This window comes from Flavobacterium sp. MDT1-60, assembly GCF_014844035.1.
In the GTDB taxonomy this organism is placed as follows: domain Bacteria; phylum Bacteroidota; class Bacteroidia; order Flavobacteriales; family Flavobacteriaceae; genus Flavobacterium.
Genome location: NZ_CP062159.1, coordinates 1,404,356 through 1,423,503 on the forward strand (window position 1 = coordinate 1,404,356; position 19,148 = coordinate 1,423,503).

The window sequence follows — 19,148 nt, forward strand, 5'->3', positions numbered from 1 at the left end:
CAAATACTGTTATGAATTTAAGTAACTTACAACCAGCTGAAGGGTCAACACACAATCAAAATAAAAGATTAGGTAGAGGAGAAGGTTCTGGAAAAGGTGGCACTGCTGCAAGAGGTCACAAAGGAGCAAAATCTCGTTCTGGTTATTCTAAAAAGATTGGTTTTGAAGGAGGTCAAATGCCACTTCAAAGACGTGTGCCTAAGTTTGGTTTCACAAACATCAATCGTAAAGAATACGAAGGTGTTAATTTAGATACGCTTCAATTATTAGTAGACAATGGTGTGATTACTGATTCTGTTTCTATGACAGATTTCGTAGCAAATCGTCTAGCTACCAAAAATGAAATCGTTAAGATTTTAGGTAGAGGAGAGTTGAAAGCAAAATTAAAAGTAACTGCCCACAAATTTACTGCTACTGCAAAAGCTGCTATTGAAGCTGCTGGTGGAGAAGCTGTAACTATATAACTTATCTATTAAGATGAAGAAATTTATTGAATCAATAAGTAATGTTTGGAAAATCGAAGAACTGAAAAACAGAATCTTAATTACATTAGGATTGCTTTTAGTATATCGTTTTGGTGCACACGTTACGCTTCCTGGAATTGACGCAACTCAATTAACTGGTTTAGCGGGACAAACTAAAAATGGTTTAGGATCTATCCTAGACATGTTTACTGGGGGTGCTTTCTCTAAAGCTTCAGTTTTTGCTTTAGGTATTATGCCTTATATTTCTGCGTCTATTGTGGTTCAGTTGATGGGAATTGCGATTCCTTATTTGCAAAAACTTCAAAACGATGGAGAAAGTGGTAGAAAAAAGATTAATCAAATCACTCGTTGGTTGACTATAGCTATTACACTGGTTCAAGGTCCAACTTATATCTATAATTTATACAGAACATTGCCTGGTAGTGCATTCTTACTAGGCTTTAATTCTCCTGAATTTTTGTTCTCGTCAGTTATCATCTTAGTTACAGGTACAATTTTTGCTATGTGGCTTGGAGAGAAAATTACTGATAAAGGTATTGGAAATGGAATTTCATTATTAATTATGGTTGGTATCTTAGCTCGTTTACCGCAAGCTTTTATTCAAGAGTTTACAACGAGAGTTACCAATAACAATGGAGGTCCAATGTTATTAGTTATTGAAATTATTGTGTGGTTATTAGTGATTATTTCTTGTGTATTGCTTACAATGGCAGTACGTAGAATCCCGGTTCAATATGCTCGTCGTACGACAACTGGTGATTATGAGCAAGATTTAGCAGGTGGTAATAGACAATGGATTCCTCTTAAGCTTAATGCTTCAGGAGTTATGCCAATCATTTTTGCTCAGGCAATTATGTTTATACCTGCAGCTGTAGCTGGATTGTCTAAATCAGACACATCACAATCTATTGTTGGAGCATTTAGTAATATGTTCGGTTTTTGGTATAATTTTGTATTTGCAACTTTAATTATTGTATTTACATTTTTCTACACTGCAATTACTGTTCCTACTAACAAAATGGCTGATGATTTAAAAAGAAGTGGTGGTTTTATCCCGGGCGTTCGTCCAGGTGCTGAAACTTCAGACTTCTTAGATAAAGTGATGTCTTTAATAACTTTCCCAGGATCTTTATTCCTTGCTTTGATTGCTGTGTTCCCAGCTATTGTTGTAAGTATTATGGATGTACAACAATCTTGGGCAATGTTTTTTGGAGGTACCTCATTAATAATTATGGTTGGAGTTGCAATAGATACTATTCAGCAAATCAATTCATACTTGTTAAACAAACATTATGATGGTTTAATGAAGACTGGTAAAAATAGAAAAGCGGTAGCTTAATATATTTATGGCAAAACAATCAGCAATAGAACAAGACGGATCAATCATTGAAGCATTGTCAAATGCGATGTTCCGTGTAGAGTTAGAAAATGGACATATCGTAATTGCTCATATTTCTGGTAAAATGCGTATGCATTACATCAAGTTATTACCTGGTGATAAAGTGAAACTAGAAATGAGTCCTTATGATTTGTCAAAAGCAAGAATTACTTATCGATATTAAAGGATATTCACTATGAAAGTTAGAGCATCAGTAAAAAAGAGAAGTCCCGAGTGCATCATTGTGCGTAGAAAAGGGAGATTGTACGTAATAAACAAAAAGAATCCTAGATTTAAACAAAGACAAGGATAATTATGGCAAGAATAGCAGGGGTAGATATCCCAAAAAATAAAAGAGGTGTTATAGCACTTACCTATATCTTTGGATTAGGAAGAAGTAGAGCTATTGAGATTTTAGAAAAAGCTCAAGTTAGCCAAGACAAAAAAGTTCAAGATTGGAATGATGACGAGATCGGAGCAATTCGTGAAGCTGTTGGAGCATTCAAAATTGAAGGAGAATTACGTTCTGAAGTTTCTTTAAACATCAAACGTTTAATGGATATTGGTTGTTACAGAGGTATCCGTCATAGATCTGGTCTTCCGTTAAGAGGACAAAGAACTAAAAACAACTCTAGAACAAGAAAAGGTAAAAGAAAAACTGTTGCTAACAAGAAAAAAGCAACTAAATAATAAGTAATATGGCTAAAGCAACTGCAAAAAAACGTAAAGTTATCGTTGAATCAACGGGAGAAGCTCATATTTCTGCTACCTTCAATAACATCATCATTTCTTTGACAAACAAAAAAGGTGAAGTTATTTCTTGGTCTTCAGCCGGTAAAATGGGTTTCAGAGGTTCTAAAAAGAATACTCCATACGCAGCTCAAATGGCAGCAGAAGATTGTAGTAAAGTAGCTCTTGAGGCTGGACTTAAAAAAGTAAAAGTTTATGTAAAAGGACCAGGAAACGGACGTGAGTCTGCTATCCGTTCTATTCATAACGGTGGAATTGAAGTTACAGAGATTATCGATGTTACTCCAATGCCTCACAACGGATGTCGTCCTCCGAAGAGACGTAGAGTTTAATTTTATTTATAGTATAAACAAGGTAGAATATAGATTATCGAAGGATTAGACCTGAATTCATAATCTCTACCTTAAAATTTAATTTTTTAGAAATGGCAAGATATACTGGTCCTAAAACTAGAATTGCTCGTAAATTTGGCGAAGCAATCTTCGGAGATGATAAATCTTTCGAAAAAAGAAATTACCCACCTGGACAACACGGGATGGCTAAAAAAAGAGGTAAAAAATCTGAGTACGCTGTTCAGTTAATGGAAAAGCAAAAAGCTAAATATTCTTATGGAATTTTAGAAAAACAATTCAGAAATTTATTTAAAAAAGCATCAGCTACTAAAGGTGTTACTGGTGAAGTTCTTTTACAATTATGTGAAGCAAGATTAGATAACGTTGTTTTTAGAATGGGTATCGCTCCTTCTAGAAGAGGTGCTAGACAATTAGTTTCTCACAGACACGTTACTGTAAATGGTGAAGTTGTAAATATAGCTTCTTATCACCTTAAACCTGGTGATAAAGTTGCAGTTCGTGAAAAATCTAAATCTTTAGAAGCTATCGAACGTTCTTTGTCAAATTCAAGTCATGTTTATGAATGGATTACTTGGAATAATGATCTTAAAGAAGGAACTTTCGTTTCTGTACCTGCAAGACTTCAGATTCCAGAAAACATTAAAGAACAATTAATCGTAGAGTTGTACAACAAATAATAATTGACTTAGTCGAAATTTATGGCAATATTTAATTTTCAAAAGCCCGATAAAGTTATCATGATCGATTCAACCGATTTTGAAGGTAAATTCGAATTTAGACCTTTAGAACCTGGTTACGGATTGACAGTTGGTAATGCACTTAGAAGAGTTTTGCTTTCAGCATTAGAAGGTTATGCAATTACATCTGTTCGTATCGAAGGTGTAGATCATGAGTTTTCTACTATTTCAGGTGTTGTTGAAGATGTTACCGAAATTATCCTTAATCTAAAACAAGTACGTTTCAAACGTCAGATTGAAGATATCGATAATGAAGCAGTTACAATTTCTGTTTCTGGTAAAGATCAATTGACAGCAGGTGATTTTCAAAAATTCATTTCAGGTTTTCAAGTTTTGAATCCAGACCTTGTTATCTGTAATTTAGATTCTAAAATCAAATTGAACTTCGATTTAACAATCGAAAAAGGTAGAGGATACGTTCCTGCTGAGGAGAACAAAAAACAGAACGCTGCAATTGGGACCATTTTTACAGATTCAATTTTTACTCCGGTAAAAAATGTAAAATATGCAATTGAAAACTTCCGTGTAGAACAAAAAACAGATTATGAAAAATTAGTTTTTGAAATTAAAACTGATGGATCTATTAATCCAAAAGATGCTCTTACTGAAGCTGCTAAGGTTTTAATTCACCACTTCATGTTGTTTTCTGACGAAAGAATTACACTCGAGGCTGACGAAATTGCACAAACAGAATCGTATGATGAAGAGTCATTGCATATGAGACAATTGCTTAAAACTAAGCTTGTTGATATGGATTTATCTGTGAGAGCATTAAATTGCTTGAAAGCGGCTGAAGTTGATACACTTGGTGATTTAGTATCGTTCAATAAAAATGACCTGATGAAATTCCGTAATTTTGGTAAAAAATCTTTAACAGAGCTAGATGAACTTGTAGCAGTTAAAAATTTAACTTTCGGAATGGATTTAGCTAAATACAAATTAGATAAAGAATAATTCAATCCGCCACGGCGGATTAAATTTAAAATAGCAATGAGACACGGAAAAAAATTCAATCACTTAAGCAGACAGACTGGACATAGAAAAGCTATGTTAGCTAATATGGCTTGTTCTCTTATTGAGCACAAACGTATTAACACTACTGTTGCTAAGGCTAAAGCGCTTAAACAATTCGTTGAGCCTTTAATCACAAAATCAAAAGAAGATACGACTCACAATCGTCGTATTGTTTTTGCTTACTTACGTAGCAAATATGCGGTAACTGACTTGTTCAGAGACGTAGCTGCTAAAGTTGGAGACCGTCCAGGTGGATACACTCGTATCATTAAAGTTGGAAATCGTTTGGGAGATAATGCTGATATGGCAATGATCGAACTTGTAGATTTCAATGAACTTTACAATGGAGGTAAAAAAGAAGTTAAAAAAGCAAAAAGCCGTCGTGGTGGTAAAGCAAAAAAAGCTGAGGAAACTACTGAAGCTCCAGCTGCTGAGTCTGAAACGACTACTGAAGCTTCTGAATAATTATGAAAGTAATGATTCTATAAAAATCAAGGATAAGCTAATTTTTAGTTTATCCTTTTTTTTTGATTTTTTTTAAGGTAATCTGATTTTTAACTTATTTGATTCATCAGGTTTTATTTTTATGAAGGAAAGTTTTAAAAAATCTTGGAGACACTCTTTTAAAGAAGTAAATTTGCAAAATATCTAATTACAAATGGAACAAGTTTGCTTGATTCATGAAACGATAAAAAACAATACAAATTAAAGAATGAAATACACTACACGACAAAGCGCCATTTTATTACTTAGTGATGGAACTATTTTTCACGGAAAATCTATCGGAATTAGCGGTAAAACTTTTGGTGAAGTTTGTTTTAATACAGGAATGACAGGATATCAGGAAATATTTACAGATCCTTCTTATTTTGGTCAAATATTAGTCGCTACTAATGCGCACATTGGAAATTATGGTGTTAATGATTTAGAAATAGAATCTGACAGTGTTAAAATTGCTGGTTTGGTTTGTAAAAACTTCAGCTTTAATTATTCACGTGTGGATGCTTCTGGAAGTTTAGAAGATTATTTTACTAAACAGAATCTAATCTGTATTTCTGATGTTGATACTCGTGCATTGGTAAGTTATATCCGTGACAACGGAGCTATGAATGCTGTCATCTGTACCGATGGAACTTCAATTGAAGATTTGAAAAAAGAATTGGCAAATGTGCCAAACATGGAAGGTTTAGAGTTGGCTTCAAAAGTATCAACTACTGAACCTTATTTTTTTGGAGATGAAAATGCTACTTACAAAATATCTGCATTAGATCTTGGAATTAAGAAGAATATCTTAAGAAATCTTGCTAAAAGAGATTGCTACATTAAAGTTTTCCCATATAATTCAACTTATAAAGATTTGACAGAATTTAATCCTGATGGATATTTCTTGTCAAATGGACCTGGAGACCCAGATCCGTTATTTGGAGCGATACAAGTTGCTAAAGAAATTATAGCAGATGATAAGCCATTATTTGGAATTTGCTTAGGCCATCAGGTTATAGCTTTGGCAAACGGAGTTAAAACTTATAAAATGTTCGGTGGTCACCGTGGTATTAATCATCCGGTAAAAAATATTATCACTGGTAAAGGTGAAATAACTTCTCAAAATCACGGTTTTGCTGTAAAAAGAGATGCGTTAGATGTTCATCCGGAGTTGGAAATTACTCATGTTCATTTGAATGATGATACAGTTGCAGGAATGAGAATGAAAAATAAGAATTGTTTTTCAGTACAATATCATCCTGAAGCTAGTCCAGGACCACATGATTCTTCTTATTTGTTCGATCAGTTTGTTGAGAATATAAAACTAGCTACTGCTAAAACGATATAGTTAATAAATAAAGGCGTTTAATAGTAAGAATGCATTTTTTCTATTAAATATTTTTATAATTTCGAAAAAAAATATAATTTATTAATAAAAAACAAAAATAATGAGTATTATAATTAAAGTTCACGCAAGACAAATTTTTGATTCCAGAGGTAATCCTACTATTGAAGTTGATGTAGTTACAGAAAATGGTGTTCTAGGTAGAGCAGCTGTTCCTTCTGGGGCTTCAACAGGAGAACATGAAGCTGTTGAATTACGTGATGGAGGAAAAGCATTTCTAGGAAAAGGAGTTTTGAATGCAGTGAATAATGTAAATACTGTTATTGCTGAAGAATTAGTTGGAACTTCTGTTTTCGAACAAAACACTATCGATCAATTAATGATTGATTTAGACGGAACTCCAAATAAATCTAAATTAGGAGCTAATGCTATTTTAGGAGTTTCTTTGGCTGCTGCAAAAGCTGCTGCAAATGAATTAGGATTGCCATTATACAGATATGTTGGTGGTGTTTCTGCGAATACATTGCCTGTTCCGATGATGAACATCATTAATGGTGGTTCTCACTCTGATGCTCCTATTGCATTCCAGGAATTTATGATTTTCCCTGTAAAGGCAACTTCATTTACACATGCTATGCAAATGGGAACTGAAATTTTCCACAGCTTGAAAAAAGTGTTGCACGACAGAGGTTTAAGTACTGCTGTAGGTGACGAAGGTGGTTTTGCACCAAACTTAGCAGGTGGTACTGAAGACGCTTTGGATACTATAAAATTGGCAGTTGAAAAAGCTGGATATTCTTTTGGTGACGAAATTATGATTGCTCTTGATTGTGCTGCATCTGAATTTTATGTAAACGGTAAATACGATTATACTAAATTTGAAGGTGAAACTGGAAAAATTAGAACTTCTGAAGAGCAAGCTGATTATTTAGCTGAACTTGCTGCTAAATATCCAATTATTTCAATCGAAGACGGTATGTACGAAGATGACTGGAATGGATGGAAATATTTAACGGATAAAATTGGAGATAAAGTACAATTAGTAGGTGATGATTTGTTTGTTACGAATGTTGAGCGTTTATCTACTGGTATTGAAAAAGGAATTGCAAATTCAATTTTAGTAAAGGTAAACCAAATTGGTACTTTGACTGAAACTATTGCTGCTGTAAACATGGCTAAAAATGCTGGTTATACTTCAGTAATGTCTCACCGTTCTGGTGAAACAGAAGATAATACAATTGCTGATTTAGCGGTAGCTTTAAACTGTGGACAAATTAAAACAGGTTCTGCTTCTCGTTCTGATCGTATGGCAAAATACAATCAATTATTAAGAATTGAGGAAGAATTAGGAAGTACCGCATATTTTCCTGGGTTAAAAGCTTTCAAGATTAAATAATTGTAAGGTTATATATAGATTTAAACCATCCATTTTCTAATGGGTGGTTTTTTTTGGAGTTTTAACAAATTCATAGCAGTATTCCTTTTTTAATTAGTCTTAAATTCCTTAGATTTGATAAATTATTATTTTAAAGATTTATTTCCGATATATTATGTCAAAAATAGCTACATTAGAAGTAGATGGTAAAAAAATTGAACTTCCGGTTATTACTGGAAGCGAAAATGAATCAGCTATCGATATTAACAAATTACGTGATTTAACTGGTATTATTACAATTGACCCAGGGTATAAAAATTCTGGATCTTGTAAAAGTGAAATCACTTTCTTAGACGGAGAATTAGGAATTTTACGTTACAGAGGATACTCAATCGAAGACTTGGCTGAAAAAGCTAATTTTCTTGAAGTGTCATATCTTTTAATTTTTGGTGAATTACCAACAGCTCAGGAATTAGAGCAGTTTGAAAATGGTATTAAAAAACATACTTTGGTAAACGAAGAGATGAAAAATATCATTGACGGTTTTCCAAAAACAGCTCACCCAATGGGGGTATTGTCTGCTTTGACAAGCGCGTTAACAGCATTTAATCCAAAAGCTGTAAATGTTGATAATGAAAAAGAGATGTACGAGGCCATTTGTAAAACAATGGGTAAATTTCTTGTAATTGCAACTTGGACTTATAGAAAATCTATGGGCTATCCGTTAAATTATTACGATAATACAACTGGTTATGTAGATAATTTTATGCAATTAATGTTTAAATTGCCTACTGGACCTTATTCAGCAAACCCAATCATAGTGGATGCATTGGATAAATTATTTATTCTTCACGCAGATCATGAACAAAACTGTTCTACATCGACAGTAAGAATGGTTGGTTCATCTCATGCTGGTTTATTTGCATCAATTTCTGCTGGAGTTTCTGCACTTTGGGGGCCACTTCATGGTGGAGCAAATCAGGCAGTTCTTGAAATGTTAGAAGAAATTAACAAAGACGGTGGTGATACTGATAAGTTTTTAGCGAAAGCAAAAGACAAAAATGATCCTTTCCGTTTAATGGGATTTGGTCACAGAGTTTATAAAAACTTTGATCCGAGAGCGAAAATCATCAAAAAAGCAGCTAAAGAAGTTTTAGAAACTTTAGGTGTTAATGATCCAATTTTAGAGATTGCTAAAAAGCTGGAAGCTGCTGCTCTTGAAGACGATTACTTCAAGTCAAGAAATTTATATCCAAACGTAGATTTCTATTCTGGAATTATTTACAGAGCATTAGGAATTCCAACTGACATGTTTACAGTAATGTTTGCTATTGGTAGATTACCAGGTTGGATCGCACAATGGAAAGAAATGCGTGAAAACAAAGAGCCAATCGGAAGACCTAGACAGATTTATACAGGACATCCTTTGAGAGACTTTAAGTCTAATAAATAAAATAACTTTAAAGCTTCACTTAACTGTGAAGCTTTTTTTATATTTGCTCAAAATATAATAGAGTTATGTTGCAATTAAATATAAAGAACGAAACGTCAAGACTACGTGCCGTAGTTTTGGGTTCTGCCGTTCATAATGGGCCAACTCCATCTTTAGATGAGGCTTATGATCCCAAGTCGTTGGAACATATTAAGGCAGGAACTTATCCTGTTGAAAAGGATATGGTTGCTGAAATGGATGCTTTTAATGCTGTTTTTAAGAAATATGATGTAACCGTTTATCGTCCGGAAATGATTGAAAATTACAATCAAATTTTTGCAAGAGATATAGGTTTTGTTATTGATGATATTTTTATAAAATCGAATATTTTACCTGACAGAGAACGTGAGTTAGATGCAATTCAATATGTTATTGATCAAATAGATTCTTCAAAAGTTGTTCGTCCGCCTGAGGAAGTTCACATTGAAGGAGGGGATGTGATGCTGTGGAATGATTATATATTTATTGGAACTTATAAAGGAAGTGATTATAAAGATTATATCACGGCAAGAACCAATATGCATGGTGTAAACTATATTAAAGAATTATTTCCGAATAAAATTGTCAAAGAATTTGATTTGGTGAAATCCAAATTAGAAGCACGTGATAATGCATTGCACTTAGATTGTTGTTTTCAGCCTGTTGGAAAAGATAAAGGGATAATTTATAAAAGAGGTTTTCGTGAAGAAGCTGATTATTTGTATTTGGTAAATCTTTTTGGTAAGGAAAATCTATTTCACATTGAAAGAAACGAAATGTATCATATGTTTTCGAATGTGTTTTCTATTGATGAAAATGTAGTTGTTTCTGAGAAAAATTTTACTCGTTTAAACAATTGGCTTCGTGCAAATGGATTTACAGTTGAAGAAATTCCGTATGCCGAAATTGCAAAACAAGAAGGATTGTTGAGATGTTCAACTTTACCGTTAATTAGAGACTAAAAAATAGTTTCAGGTTTAAAGTTTCAAGTTTATCACAAAACTTGAAACCTAAAATAAAAAACATGTATAGATTATGAAACAAACAACAAACGCAATCGTAATGATTCGCCCAGTTGCTTTCAGAATGAATGAGCAAACAGCTGTAAATAATTACTATCAAAAAGTATTAGACGGACTTTTGCCAAGTACTGTAAATGCAAAAGCACAACAAGAATTTGATACTTTTGTTGAAAAATTGAGAGCAGTAGGGGTTGATGTGACAGTTATTGAAGATACTTTAGAAACGGATACACCGGATAGTATTTTTCCAAACAACTGGGTATCTTTTCATGAAAATGGAGATGTGGCTCTTTATCCAATGTTTGCTGAAAATCGTCGTCAGGAGCGTCGTGAAGATATCTTGGATACGCTTGAGGAAAAAGGATTTGAGATTGCTAATATAATGGATTATACATCTGCAGAAGACGATGGATATTTTTTAGAAGGAACAGGGAGTTTGCTTTTAGATCGTGCAAATGCAAAAGCATATTGTGCTTTATCGCCACGTGCTGATGAAGAATTGTTTATAGAGTTTTGTGAAGATTTTGATTATGCTCCGGTAATTTTTGAAGCATTTCAAACTGTTGATGGAGAACGTAAGTTAATCTATCATACAAACGTAATGATGTGCTTGGGAGAAACTTTTGCAGTTATCTGTGCAGATTGTATCGATGATAAAAAAGAACGTAAAATGGTTCTGGAAAATCTAAAAGCTGATAAAAAGGAAATTATTCTAATCACAGAAGCTCAGGTAAATAATTTTGCCGGAAATATGTTAGAAATCCGAGGAACGAATGATAAAAAATATATTGTGATGAGTGCGTCGGCACATCAAAGTTTAACTCCAAAACAAATTGCTCAATTAGAAAGCCATGCTGAAATTTTAAGTTCAAGTCTGGATACAATTGAAGCTTGTGGAGGCGGAAGTGCAAGATGTATGATGGCGGAAGTGTTTTTACCAAGAAATTAAAAAGAACTTTTAAGGATAAAAAAGGGATAGAACGTAAGTTTTATCCCTTTTTATTTTGATGTGAAATAAAAAATAATTCACATCAAATTTCCTTTAATAATGTTAATAATAGAACTCACGATATATTGAATTCCGATAGAAATTACAATAAAGCCAACAATTCGTGATATCGCTACGATTCCTGAAGCACCTAGTATTCTTGCTAAATAATGAGCGCTTTTTAAAATAGCAAAAATGGCAATCGCAATTGCCAAAATTGCTAATGAAGAAATAATGATTTCTTCCATTTCATGATGTTCCTGATAAAAAGCTATTAATAAAGATATTGATCCAGGACCAGCAAGCATCGGAATTGCTAATGGAGTTAAAGCAATGTCATTTCGTTGTTGAACTTCGTTTTCAATCTTTTTATTGATTCCGCGTTTTTTATTGAACTTTCCGGAAAGCAATGAAAATCCAGAATTTACAATTACAATTCCGCCGGCAATTCGAAGGGCATCAATACTAATTCCGAAAAATGATAAAACATATTGGCCGATAAAAAAGAAACAATCAAAATGATAAAAACATTTATGGCAGTCCAAAGAGAAATGCGAGAACGTTCTTTTTGAGAGTCATGCTGGGTTAATCCTACAAAAATAGGGACAGTGCCAATTGGGTTTAAAACTGAAAAAAGAGCAGCAAATAAATAAATGAAAAGATCCATAGAGTTTTGGTTAGTAAAGTAAAAATAATCAAATTTTAATTGAACAAAGTAAAATCATATTAGGATATTGTTTTTATTGATTGAATTCTGAATTATAAGATAAACCAAGCTCATTCTTTTTGATTACTTTTGCACTTTAAATTAAAATGATGAAAAATAAAAAAACTTTAGTTCTGGGAGCGACTACAAAACCAGATCGATACGCATATAGAGCCATAAATATGTTAGTTCAGAAAGGGCATACTGTATTAGCAATTGGTCAAAATACTGGAGAGGTTGCCGGTATAAAAATTCAAACGAAAGCAATACCAGTAAAAAATATAGATACTATAACCTTGTATTTAAATCCTGCACGCCAGCGTGATTATTATAATTATATTATCGAAGCACAGCCAAAAAGGGTTGTTTTTAATCCAGGAACAGAAAATCCTGAATTTTACCAATTGTTAGAGCTGAATAATATCAAGGCCGAAGTTGCTTGTACTTTAGTTTTATTGGCTACTAATCAATATTGATTTTTTTAGAAGCTATTCCCGCTATCTGTTTCAAACGAAGTTCACTGAACTCTAAATTAAATGAAAACAAGGTGAAGTAATCTTTTTGTTTTTAAAGGAAAAACAAAAGGATTTCTCCCGAAACTTCGGGACTATAGGGGCTAAAAAGCAACATTAAAGTATTACTTTTGTCTTCATGGAATTTTCATCAAAATTAATAGAAAAAGCAGTTAACGAAATGTCTCAGTTACCCGGAATTGGTAAGCGTACGGCATTGCGATTGGTTCTTCATTTATTAAAACAACCGAAAGAACAAACAGGCTTTTTGTCTCAGGCATTATTAAATATGCGTGAGGATATTAAGTTTTGTGAAAGTTGTCATAATATTTCAGATACAAAAATCTGTGAAATTTGTGCAAATGCAACCAGAAATCATCAGACTATTTGTGTAGTCGAAGATATTCGTGATGTAATGGCTATCGAAAATACAGGACAATATAAAGGCATTTATCATGTGTTGGGTGGTAAGATTTCACCAATTGAAGGCGTAGGTCCAAGTCAATTAAATATTACTAGTTTGGTTGAAAAGGTGAAAGGTGGAAAAGTAATAGAGATTATTTTTGCACTAAGCTCAACAATGGAGGGAGATACGACAAATTTTTATATCTATAAGCAAATTGGTGAGTCGGAGATTATAATCTCAACAATTGCAAGAGGAATAGCTGTTGGTGATGAATTAGAATATGCCGATGAAATTACGCTCGGAAGAAGTATCTTGCATCGTGTTCCATTCGAAAAAACTTTCAAAAATAATTAAATACGATCAAGTAAAGTTAGATTTCCTTCGAATTAAAGGAAAAGCTATATTTGCGATAAATTTTTAATAATGACAAAACAAAGCTTTTATATACTATTACTATTTAGTGCACTATTTACATCCTGTATTCCAGTAAAAGATTTATGGTATTTGCAGGATAAAAACAATTCAGGAGAACAAAATACCGTGTCGGCTGTCGAATCTAAACCTTATAGATTACAGGTAAATGATGTTTTAAGTGTTAATATAAAGGCGATTGATCCTAAATTGGTTTCTATTTTTAATACAACAGAAAGTACAACTACAGGAAAATCAGAATCAGCTTTGTATTTTGATGGATTTACTGTTGATGATCATGGTAATATCAGGATGCCAATTTTAGGAGAAATAAATGTTATAGGATATACTCTGGAAGAAGTTAGACTTATGATCGAGAAAAAATTACTCGAAGAATATTTTAAAAGTGAGGCAAATGTTTTTGTGACAGTAAAACTCGCTGGTTTCAGATATACAATAAATGGTGAAGTTGGAAGTACAGGGACAAAAACATTGTTTCAGCCGCATGTAAATGTTCTGGAAGCCATTGCCAACGCGGGAGATATAACTACTGTAGGTAATAGAAAAGCCGTGATGATAATTCGCCAAACTCCAACTGGGGTTCAAATGAATGAAATTGATCTTACAGATGTTAACGTAATGAAATCGCCATATTATTATTTACAACCCAACGATTATATTTATGTAAAACCGTTAAGACAGAAAACATGGGGAACTGGACAGACTGGTATTCAGTCAATCGGTACTATAATTACCTTATTGTCATTGGCAACAACAGTGTATTTAATTATCAAAAACTAAAGTAAATTCAAAAAATGTTAGATATAAAAGATTTTTCCATTTTTGAAAATCATTCAAATTTTGATTTTAAAGGATTTTTACTAAAAATTCTTAGCTACTGGAAATGGTTTTTAGTTAGTTTGATCATTGCATTTACGATTGCCTATCAGGTAAATATCCGCAAGGAAAAGATCTACGGAATGCAAACGATGATTTCTATTAAAGAGGAAAGCAATCCCTTTTTTACATCTAATACAAGTTTGGTTTTTAATTGGGGAGGGATTTCAGATCAGGTAAACGGAATATCAACCATATTACAATCTAGGTCTCATAATGAATTAGTAGTTAGTAAACTGCAATTTTATATTGATTATCTAACACAGGGAAAATATAATTTGGTAGATTCTTATGGTGGTGTTCCTTTTTATGTAGATATTGACAAATCAAAGGGACAACTTGCAAATACCCTAATAGGAATAAAATTTTTAAGTCCAAATGAATATGAAATCCGAATTCCATTTGAAAACAATTCGGTTTCACTAATTAATTATTCGGATAATTCCTATTCAAATACGGCTGTTCAACCCGCGGAGTTTGTGAAAAAATATAAAGTTGGAGAGCAAGTGTCACTACCTTTCTTAAATTGGAGATTACAGATAAATGATAATCCCGGACTTTATAAAGGAAACGAATACTTTGTAAGATTTAATGATTTTGATAGTACAGTTTCCCGATATAAAGGAATCAATGTTAACGCCGATGATAAAGCTGGTTCAATATTAACCTTAGGAATGCAGGGAACAAATAAAGCCAGAATGGTTGAATATTTGAATTCGACAGTAAAAATGTTAATCAAAATTCAGCTTGACGGTAAAAACCAGTTTGCAACTAATACAATAAGATTCATTGATAGTACTCTTGTTGCTATGGAATCGCAATTGAAACAAAACGGCAACGAGTTAAAGTCTTTTAGAAAAGATAAGAATATCTACGAAATAGAAGGTGGTGGAGCTAAATTTTCTGATAAAATAATGGATTTTGATGTAGAAAGAGATCAGGTTTCCAGAAAAATAGCTTATTACAATTCTTTAAAAATGTATCTGAATAATAGTGTAGATTATTCAAGGTTGCCAGCCCCATCTGTTGCAGGAATTGAAGACCCAAATATCGTGGCAGCTGTCTCAAAACTTATTGCTCTTTCTACTCAAAGATCAGAGATGGCTTATGCTGTAAAAAGTGAAAAGATTTTTAAGGATTTTGATAATCAAATGCAGGCACTTAAAAGTGTTCTGTTAGAAAATATCGCTTCGGCAAAATCATCATTATTATATGATTTGTCATTGGTAAACGCTAAAATTGGTGAAGCAGAAAGTGTTGTAAAACGCCTTCCTGAAGAGCAACAGGAATTGTTAAAGATTAAAAGAAAATATGATTTAAATGATAATATCTATACTGAATTTCTTCAGAAACGAAATGAAGCAGAAATTGTAAAAGCATCTAATTTATCGGATATCCATTTTATCGATCCTGCAAAAGATATTGGAGGAGGATTAATAGGGCCAAAAACTTCGGTAAATTATATTTTAGCTCTCTTCCTTGGTTTGTTAATTCCGTTGTTGTTTGTTTTTGGTATTTTCTTCATTAATGATTCTATTCAGAATACTGATGATATCAGTAAATTAACGCAAATCCCATTAATTGGTGTTGTTGGAGTTAATAAAGATAATGTGAGTTTGGCGGTATTTGATAAGCCAAAATCTGCTCTTTCTGAAGCTTTTAGAACAATTCGTTCATCTTTGCAATTTTTGTATAAAAAACAACAGGTTAGCGGATCAAAGACTTTGATGATAACCTCGTCAATTAGTGGAGAAGGAAAAACATTTTGCTCCATTAATATTGCAACAGTTTTTGCTTTAAGCGAGAAAAAAACAGTGATTATCGGTTTAGATTTAAGAAAACCGAGATTAGCAGATGAATTTAATTTAACCACTCAATTGGGAGTTGTAAATTATTTGATTAAACAAAATGGTTTATCTGAAATTACTAATTCCACCCAAATTCCAAATCTTGATGTTATTCTTTCAGGTCCTATACCTCCAAATCCTTCAGAGCTTATTTTAAGTGATGCAATGAAAGAATTAATAGATGAATTGAAGCAGAAATATGACTATATAATTTTGGATACACCTCCGGTTGGATTGGTTTCTGATGCATTAGAATTGGCTCAATATGCAGATGTTACATTGTATATAGTAAGACAAAATTATACTAAAAAGGATATGATTACGTTGTTGAACACTAGAATAAAAAGAGGTGAGCTTAATAATGCAAGTATTGTGTTTAACGGATATGAGAATAAAGCTAAGTACGGATCTGGATATGGCTATGGCTATGGTGCTTATTCAAACGGATATCATGATGAGGAAGAAAAATCACATTTCTTGAAAACTATTTTTAACAGATTCAATAAAAAATAATATGACCTAAATGAAAACATCAACTCAAAATACTATTCTTATTACTGGAGGTGCAGGTTTTATTGGATCAAATTTATGCGAGCATTTTCTAGAATTAGGTCATAAAGTAGTTTGTTTAGATAATTTTTCAACAGGTCACAGATATAATCTAGAAGATTTTATTGGTAATCAAAATTTTAAATTAATAGAAGGGGATATTCGAAATATTGCTGATTGTATTCTAGCAGTTGAAGGAGTTGATTATGTTTTGCATCAGGCAGCTCTTGGCTCTGTTCCAAGATCCATAAATGATCCAATAACCACAAATGATGTAAATGTTTCAGGATTTTTAAATATGCTTATTGCTTCTCGTGATGCAAAAGTAAAAAGGTTTATTTATGCTGCGAGTTCTTCAACATATGGAGATTCTCAAGGATTGCCAAAAGTGGAAGATGTTATCGGAAAGCCTTTATCTCCATATGCCATTACAAAATATGTAAATGAATTGTATGCGGAGATTTTTAGTAAAACGTATAGTTTAGAAACTATCGGACTACGGTACTTTAATGTTTTTGGAAAAAAACAGGACCCAAAAGGAGCTTATGCGGCAGTAATTCCGAAATTTGTCATGCAATTAATGAATTATGAAAGTCCTGTTATTAATGGTGACGGAAATTATTCAAGGGATTTTACTTATATCGATAATGTAATTCAGATGAATGAATTGGCGATGACAAGTCAAAATCCACAAGCCATAAACACAGTTTACAACACCGCATTCGGTGATCGAAATACATTAAATGATCTGGTAGGTTATTTGAAAAAATATTTAGCCGAATTTGATTCTAAAATTGCAGAAGTAGAAATAGTTTATGGTTCAAATAGGGCTGGTGATATTCCACATTCATTGGCAAGTATAGATAAAGCAAAAACAATATTAGGTTATAATCCGAAATATTCTTTGCAAGATGGATTAAAAGAAGCTGTAAGTTGGTACTGGAATAATTTGAAATAAAACAAAGTCAAGATATAATATAAATGGAAATTACAAAAATTTGCTGCATTGGTGCAGGGTATGTTGGAGGTCCAACAATGGCAGTAATTGCTCAAAAATGTCCTCATATTAAGGTAACTGTCGTTGATTTAAATGAGCAAAGAATTAAGGATTGGAATGATCCAAATACAGATAATATTCCAATTTACGAGCCGGGGCTTTCGGAAATTGTTGCTGAGGCAAGAGGAAGGAATCTTTTCTTTTCTACAGAAGTAGACAAAGCGATCGATGAAGCTCAGGTGATTTTTATATCTGTAAATACACCTACTAAAACCTATGGAAAAGGAAAAGGTATGGCTGCTGATTTGAAATACATTGAATTATGTGCCAGACAAATAGCAAAAGTAGCAAAGCAAAATAAAATTGTAGTTGAAAAATCTACATTGCCGGTTAGAACAGCTGAAGCTATTAAAAGCATCTTAGATAATACAGGAAATGGAGTTCAGTTTCAGATATTGTCAAATCCTGAATTTTTGGCTGAAGGAACAGCAGTAAAAGATTTATTGAACCCAGATCGAATTTTGATTGGTGGAGACACAACTTCAGAAGGTGAAACAGCAATTAATGCTTTAGTTGATGTTTATGCGAATTGGGTTGACAAGGACAAAATTTTAACGACCAACGTTTGGTCGTCAGAATTATCTAAACTTACTGCAAATGCATTTTTAGCACAACGAATTTCCTCTATCAACGCAATGTCTGAATTGTGTGAAAAAACAGGTGCTGATGTTAATGAAGTTGCAAAAGCAATTGGGATGGATAGCAGGATTGGACCAAAATTTTTAAAAGCTTCAGTAGGTTTTGGCGGATCTTGTTTTCAAAAAGATATTTTGAATTTAGTTTATATCGCAAAATCATATGGGTTGAACGAAGTAGCCGATTATTGGGAACAAGTTATTATAATGAATGATCATCAAAAAAGAAGGTTTTCCAATAAGATTGTCCAGACTTTATATAATACAGTTGCCGGTAAGAAAATTGCATTTTTAGGTTGGGCTTTTAAGAAAGATACTAACGATACCCGAGAATCTGCAGCCATTTATGTTGCTGATGATTTGATAAATGAGCAAGCGCAAATTTCAGTTTATGATCCAAAGGTGTCAAGGGCTAAAATGTTGAGTGATTTGGATTATTTAGAAACCAGAACTAGTGGAGAGAATAATAGCTCTTTAGCGACATTCGATAGCGCTTATGATGCCTGTAAAGGAGCGCATGCTATTGCGATTTTAACCGAATGGGATGAATTTACAACTTATGATTGGCAAAAAATTTACGATTCTATGCATAAACCAGCATTTCTTTTTGATGGAAGAAATATATTGGACGCCAAAGAATTGGAATCGATTGGCTTTATTTATAAAGGAATTGGTTCGTAGTTAAATTAGGTATTGGATTAAAATTTAATGTGAAATGAATAAGGAG

20 protein-coding genes and 1 pseudogene are annotated in these 19,148 nt (G+C 32.9%); 20 read left to right on the forward strand and 1 reads right to left on the reverse strand.

The annotated features are described in order from the left end of the window. The first annotated feature begins 11 nt into the window (after nucleotides 1-11). From rplO to ctlX, 14 genes are all read left to right on the forward strand, one after another. Nucleotides 12-464 (forward strand): 50S ribosomal protein L15, encoded by a 453-nt coding sequence (rplO, locus tag IHE43_RS05815; RefSeq protein WP_026982954.1) that lies wholly within the window; start codon nucleotides 12-14, stop codon nucleotides 462-464. A gap of 13 nt (nucleotides 465-477) precedes the next feature. Then, nucleotides 478-1,824: a preprotein translocase subunit SecY gene (gene secY / locus IHE43_RS05820; protein ID WP_017495008.1), complete on the forward strand. Its 1,347-nt coding sequence runs from the start codon at nucleotides 478-480 to the stop codon at nucleotides 1,822-1,824. Between the two features lie 7 nt (nucleotides 1,825-1,831). Next, nucleotides 1,832-2,047: a translation initiation factor IF-1 gene (gene infA / locus IHE43_RS05825; RefSeq protein WP_007136545.1), complete on the forward strand. Its 216-nt coding sequence runs from the start codon at nucleotides 1,832-1,834 to the stop codon at nucleotides 2,045-2,047. Between the two features lie 12 nt (nucleotides 2,048-2,059). Further along, entirely contained in the window at nucleotides 2,060-2,176 is a 117-nt protein-coding gene (ykgO, locus tag IHE43_RS05830; RefSeq protein WP_072945378.1) for a type B 50S ribosomal protein L36, read from the forward strand. A gap of 2 nt (nucleotides 2,177-2,178) precedes the next feature. Then, nucleotides 2,179-2,553 carry a 30S ribosomal protein S13 gene (gene rpsM / locus IHE43_RS05835; RefSeq protein WP_056245953.1) on the forward strand — a complete coding sequence of 125 codons (375 nt, stop codon included), beginning with the start codon at nucleotides 2,179-2,181 and terminating at the stop codon, nucleotides 2,551-2,553. 8 nt (nucleotides 2,554-2,561) lie between these two features. Beyond that, the gene (gene rpsK, locus IHE43_RS05840; RefSeq protein WP_007803677.1) at nucleotides 2,562-2,945 is read left to right on the forward strand and encodes a 30S ribosomal protein S11; all 384 of its coding nucleotides are present in this window, start codon (nucleotides 2,562-2,564) and stop codon (nucleotides 2,943-2,945) included. A 92-nt stretch (nucleotides 2,946-3,037) separates the two neighbouring features. Beyond that, on the forward strand, nucleotides 3,038-3,643 hold the full coding sequence (gene rpsD, locus IHE43_RS05845) for a 30S ribosomal protein S4 (RefSeq protein ID WP_026982953.1): 606 nt from the start codon (nucleotides 3,038-3,040) through the stop codon (nucleotides 3,641-3,643). Between the two features lie 21 nt (nucleotides 3,644-3,664). Then, nucleotides 3,665-4,657, forward strand: a complete 993-nt coding sequence (locus IHE43_RS05850) for a DNA-directed RNA polymerase subunit alpha (RefSeq protein ID WP_026109818.1) — start codon at nucleotides 3,665-3,667, stop codon at nucleotides 4,655-4,657. Between the two features lie 36 nt (nucleotides 4,658-4,693). After that, complete coding sequence (rplQ, locus tag IHE43_RS05855) at nucleotides 4,694-5,182, forward strand: 50S ribosomal protein L17 (protein ID WP_007803683.1); 489 nt, start codon at nucleotides 4,694-4,696, stop codon at nucleotides 5,180-5,182. 247 nt (nucleotides 5,183-5,429) lie between these two features. Continuing rightward, a complete protein-coding gene (carA, locus tag IHE43_RS05860; RefSeq protein ID WP_192187084.1) occupies nucleotides 5,430-6,548 on the forward strand; it encodes a glutamine-hydrolyzing carbamoyl-phosphate synthase small subunit in 1,119 nt (372 codons plus the stop codon). A gap of 100 nt (nucleotides 6,549-6,648) precedes the next feature. After that, nucleotides 6,649-7,941, forward strand: coding sequence for a phosphopyruvate hydratase (gene eno / locus IHE43_RS05865; RefSeq protein ID WP_056195292.1), 1,293 nt, complete (start codon nucleotides 6,649-6,651; stop codon nucleotides 7,939-7,941). Between the two features lie 154 nt (nucleotides 7,942-8,095). Next, a complete protein-coding gene (locus tag IHE43_RS05870; protein ID WP_192187085.1) occupies nucleotides 8,096-9,373 on the forward strand; it encodes a citrate synthase in 1,278 nt (425 codons plus the stop codon). Nucleotides 9,374-9,438: 65 nt separating this feature from the next. Further along, nucleotides 9,439-10,353, forward strand: a complete 915-nt coding sequence (locus IHE43_RS05875) for a dimethylarginine dimethylaminohydrolase family protein (protein WP_192187086.1) — start codon at nucleotides 9,439-9,441, stop codon at nucleotides 10,351-10,353. Between the two features lie 73 nt (nucleotides 10,354-10,426). Further along, the gene (ctlX, locus tag IHE43_RS05880) at nucleotides 10,427-11,362 is read left to right on the forward strand and encodes a citrulline utilization hydrolase CtlX (protein ID WP_192187087.1); all 936 of its coding nucleotides are present in this window, start codon (nucleotides 10,427-10,429) and stop codon (nucleotides 11,360-11,362) included. A gap of 158 nt (nucleotides 11,363-11,520) precedes the next feature. On the opposite strand, the pseudogene IHE43_RS05885 reads toward ctlX, so the two are convergent. Then, nucleotides 11,521-12,068: pseudogene (locus tag IHE43_RS05885) on the reverse strand (MarC family protein); the annotation flags it as partial. Nucleotides 12,069-12,217: 149 nt separating this feature from the next. Between IHE43_RS05885 and IHE43_RS05890 the strand changes: the two are divergent. The 6 genes from IHE43_RS05890 to IHE43_RS05915 all read left to right on the forward strand — a co-directional run bounded on the left by IHE43_RS05890 (nucleotide 12,218) and on the right by IHE43_RS05915 (nucleotide 19,102). Next, on the forward strand, nucleotides 12,218-12,583 hold the full coding sequence (locus IHE43_RS05890; protein ID WP_192188164.1) for a CoA-binding protein: 366 nt from the start codon (nucleotides 12,218-12,220) through the stop codon (nucleotides 12,581-12,583). Nucleotides 12,584-12,758: 175 nt separating this feature from the next. Then, nucleotides 12,759-13,379 carry a recombination mediator RecR gene (gene recR / locus IHE43_RS05895; protein ID WP_192187088.1) on the forward strand — a complete coding sequence of 207 codons (621 nt, stop codon included), beginning with the start codon at nucleotides 12,759-12,761 and terminating at the stop codon, nucleotides 13,377-13,379. Nucleotides 13,380-13,448: 69 nt separating this feature from the next. Next, nucleotides 13,449-14,237 (forward strand): polysaccharide biosynthesis/export family protein, encoded by a 789-nt coding sequence (locus tag IHE43_RS05900; RefSeq protein ID WP_192187089.1) that lies wholly within the window; start codon nucleotides 13,449-13,451, stop codon nucleotides 14,235-14,237. A gap of 14 nt (nucleotides 14,238-14,251) precedes the next feature. Then, nucleotides 14,252-16,693, forward strand: a complete 2,442-nt coding sequence (locus IHE43_RS05905; RefSeq protein ID WP_192187090.1) for a polysaccharide biosynthesis tyrosine autokinase — start codon at nucleotides 14,252-14,254, stop codon at nucleotides 16,691-16,693. Nucleotides 16,694-16,703: 10 nt separating this feature from the next. After that, nucleotides 16,704-17,687 (forward strand): SDR family oxidoreductase, encoded by a 984-nt coding sequence (locus tag IHE43_RS05910; protein ID WP_192187091.1) that lies wholly within the window; start codon nucleotides 16,704-16,706, stop codon nucleotides 17,685-17,687. A 23-nt stretch (nucleotides 17,688-17,710) separates the two neighbouring features. Then, a complete protein-coding gene (locus IHE43_RS05915; RefSeq protein WP_192187092.1) occupies nucleotides 17,711-19,102 on the forward strand; it encodes a UDP-glucose 6-dehydrogenase in 1,392 nt (463 codons plus the stop codon). Nucleotides 19,103-19,148 lie beyond the last annotated feature (46 nt).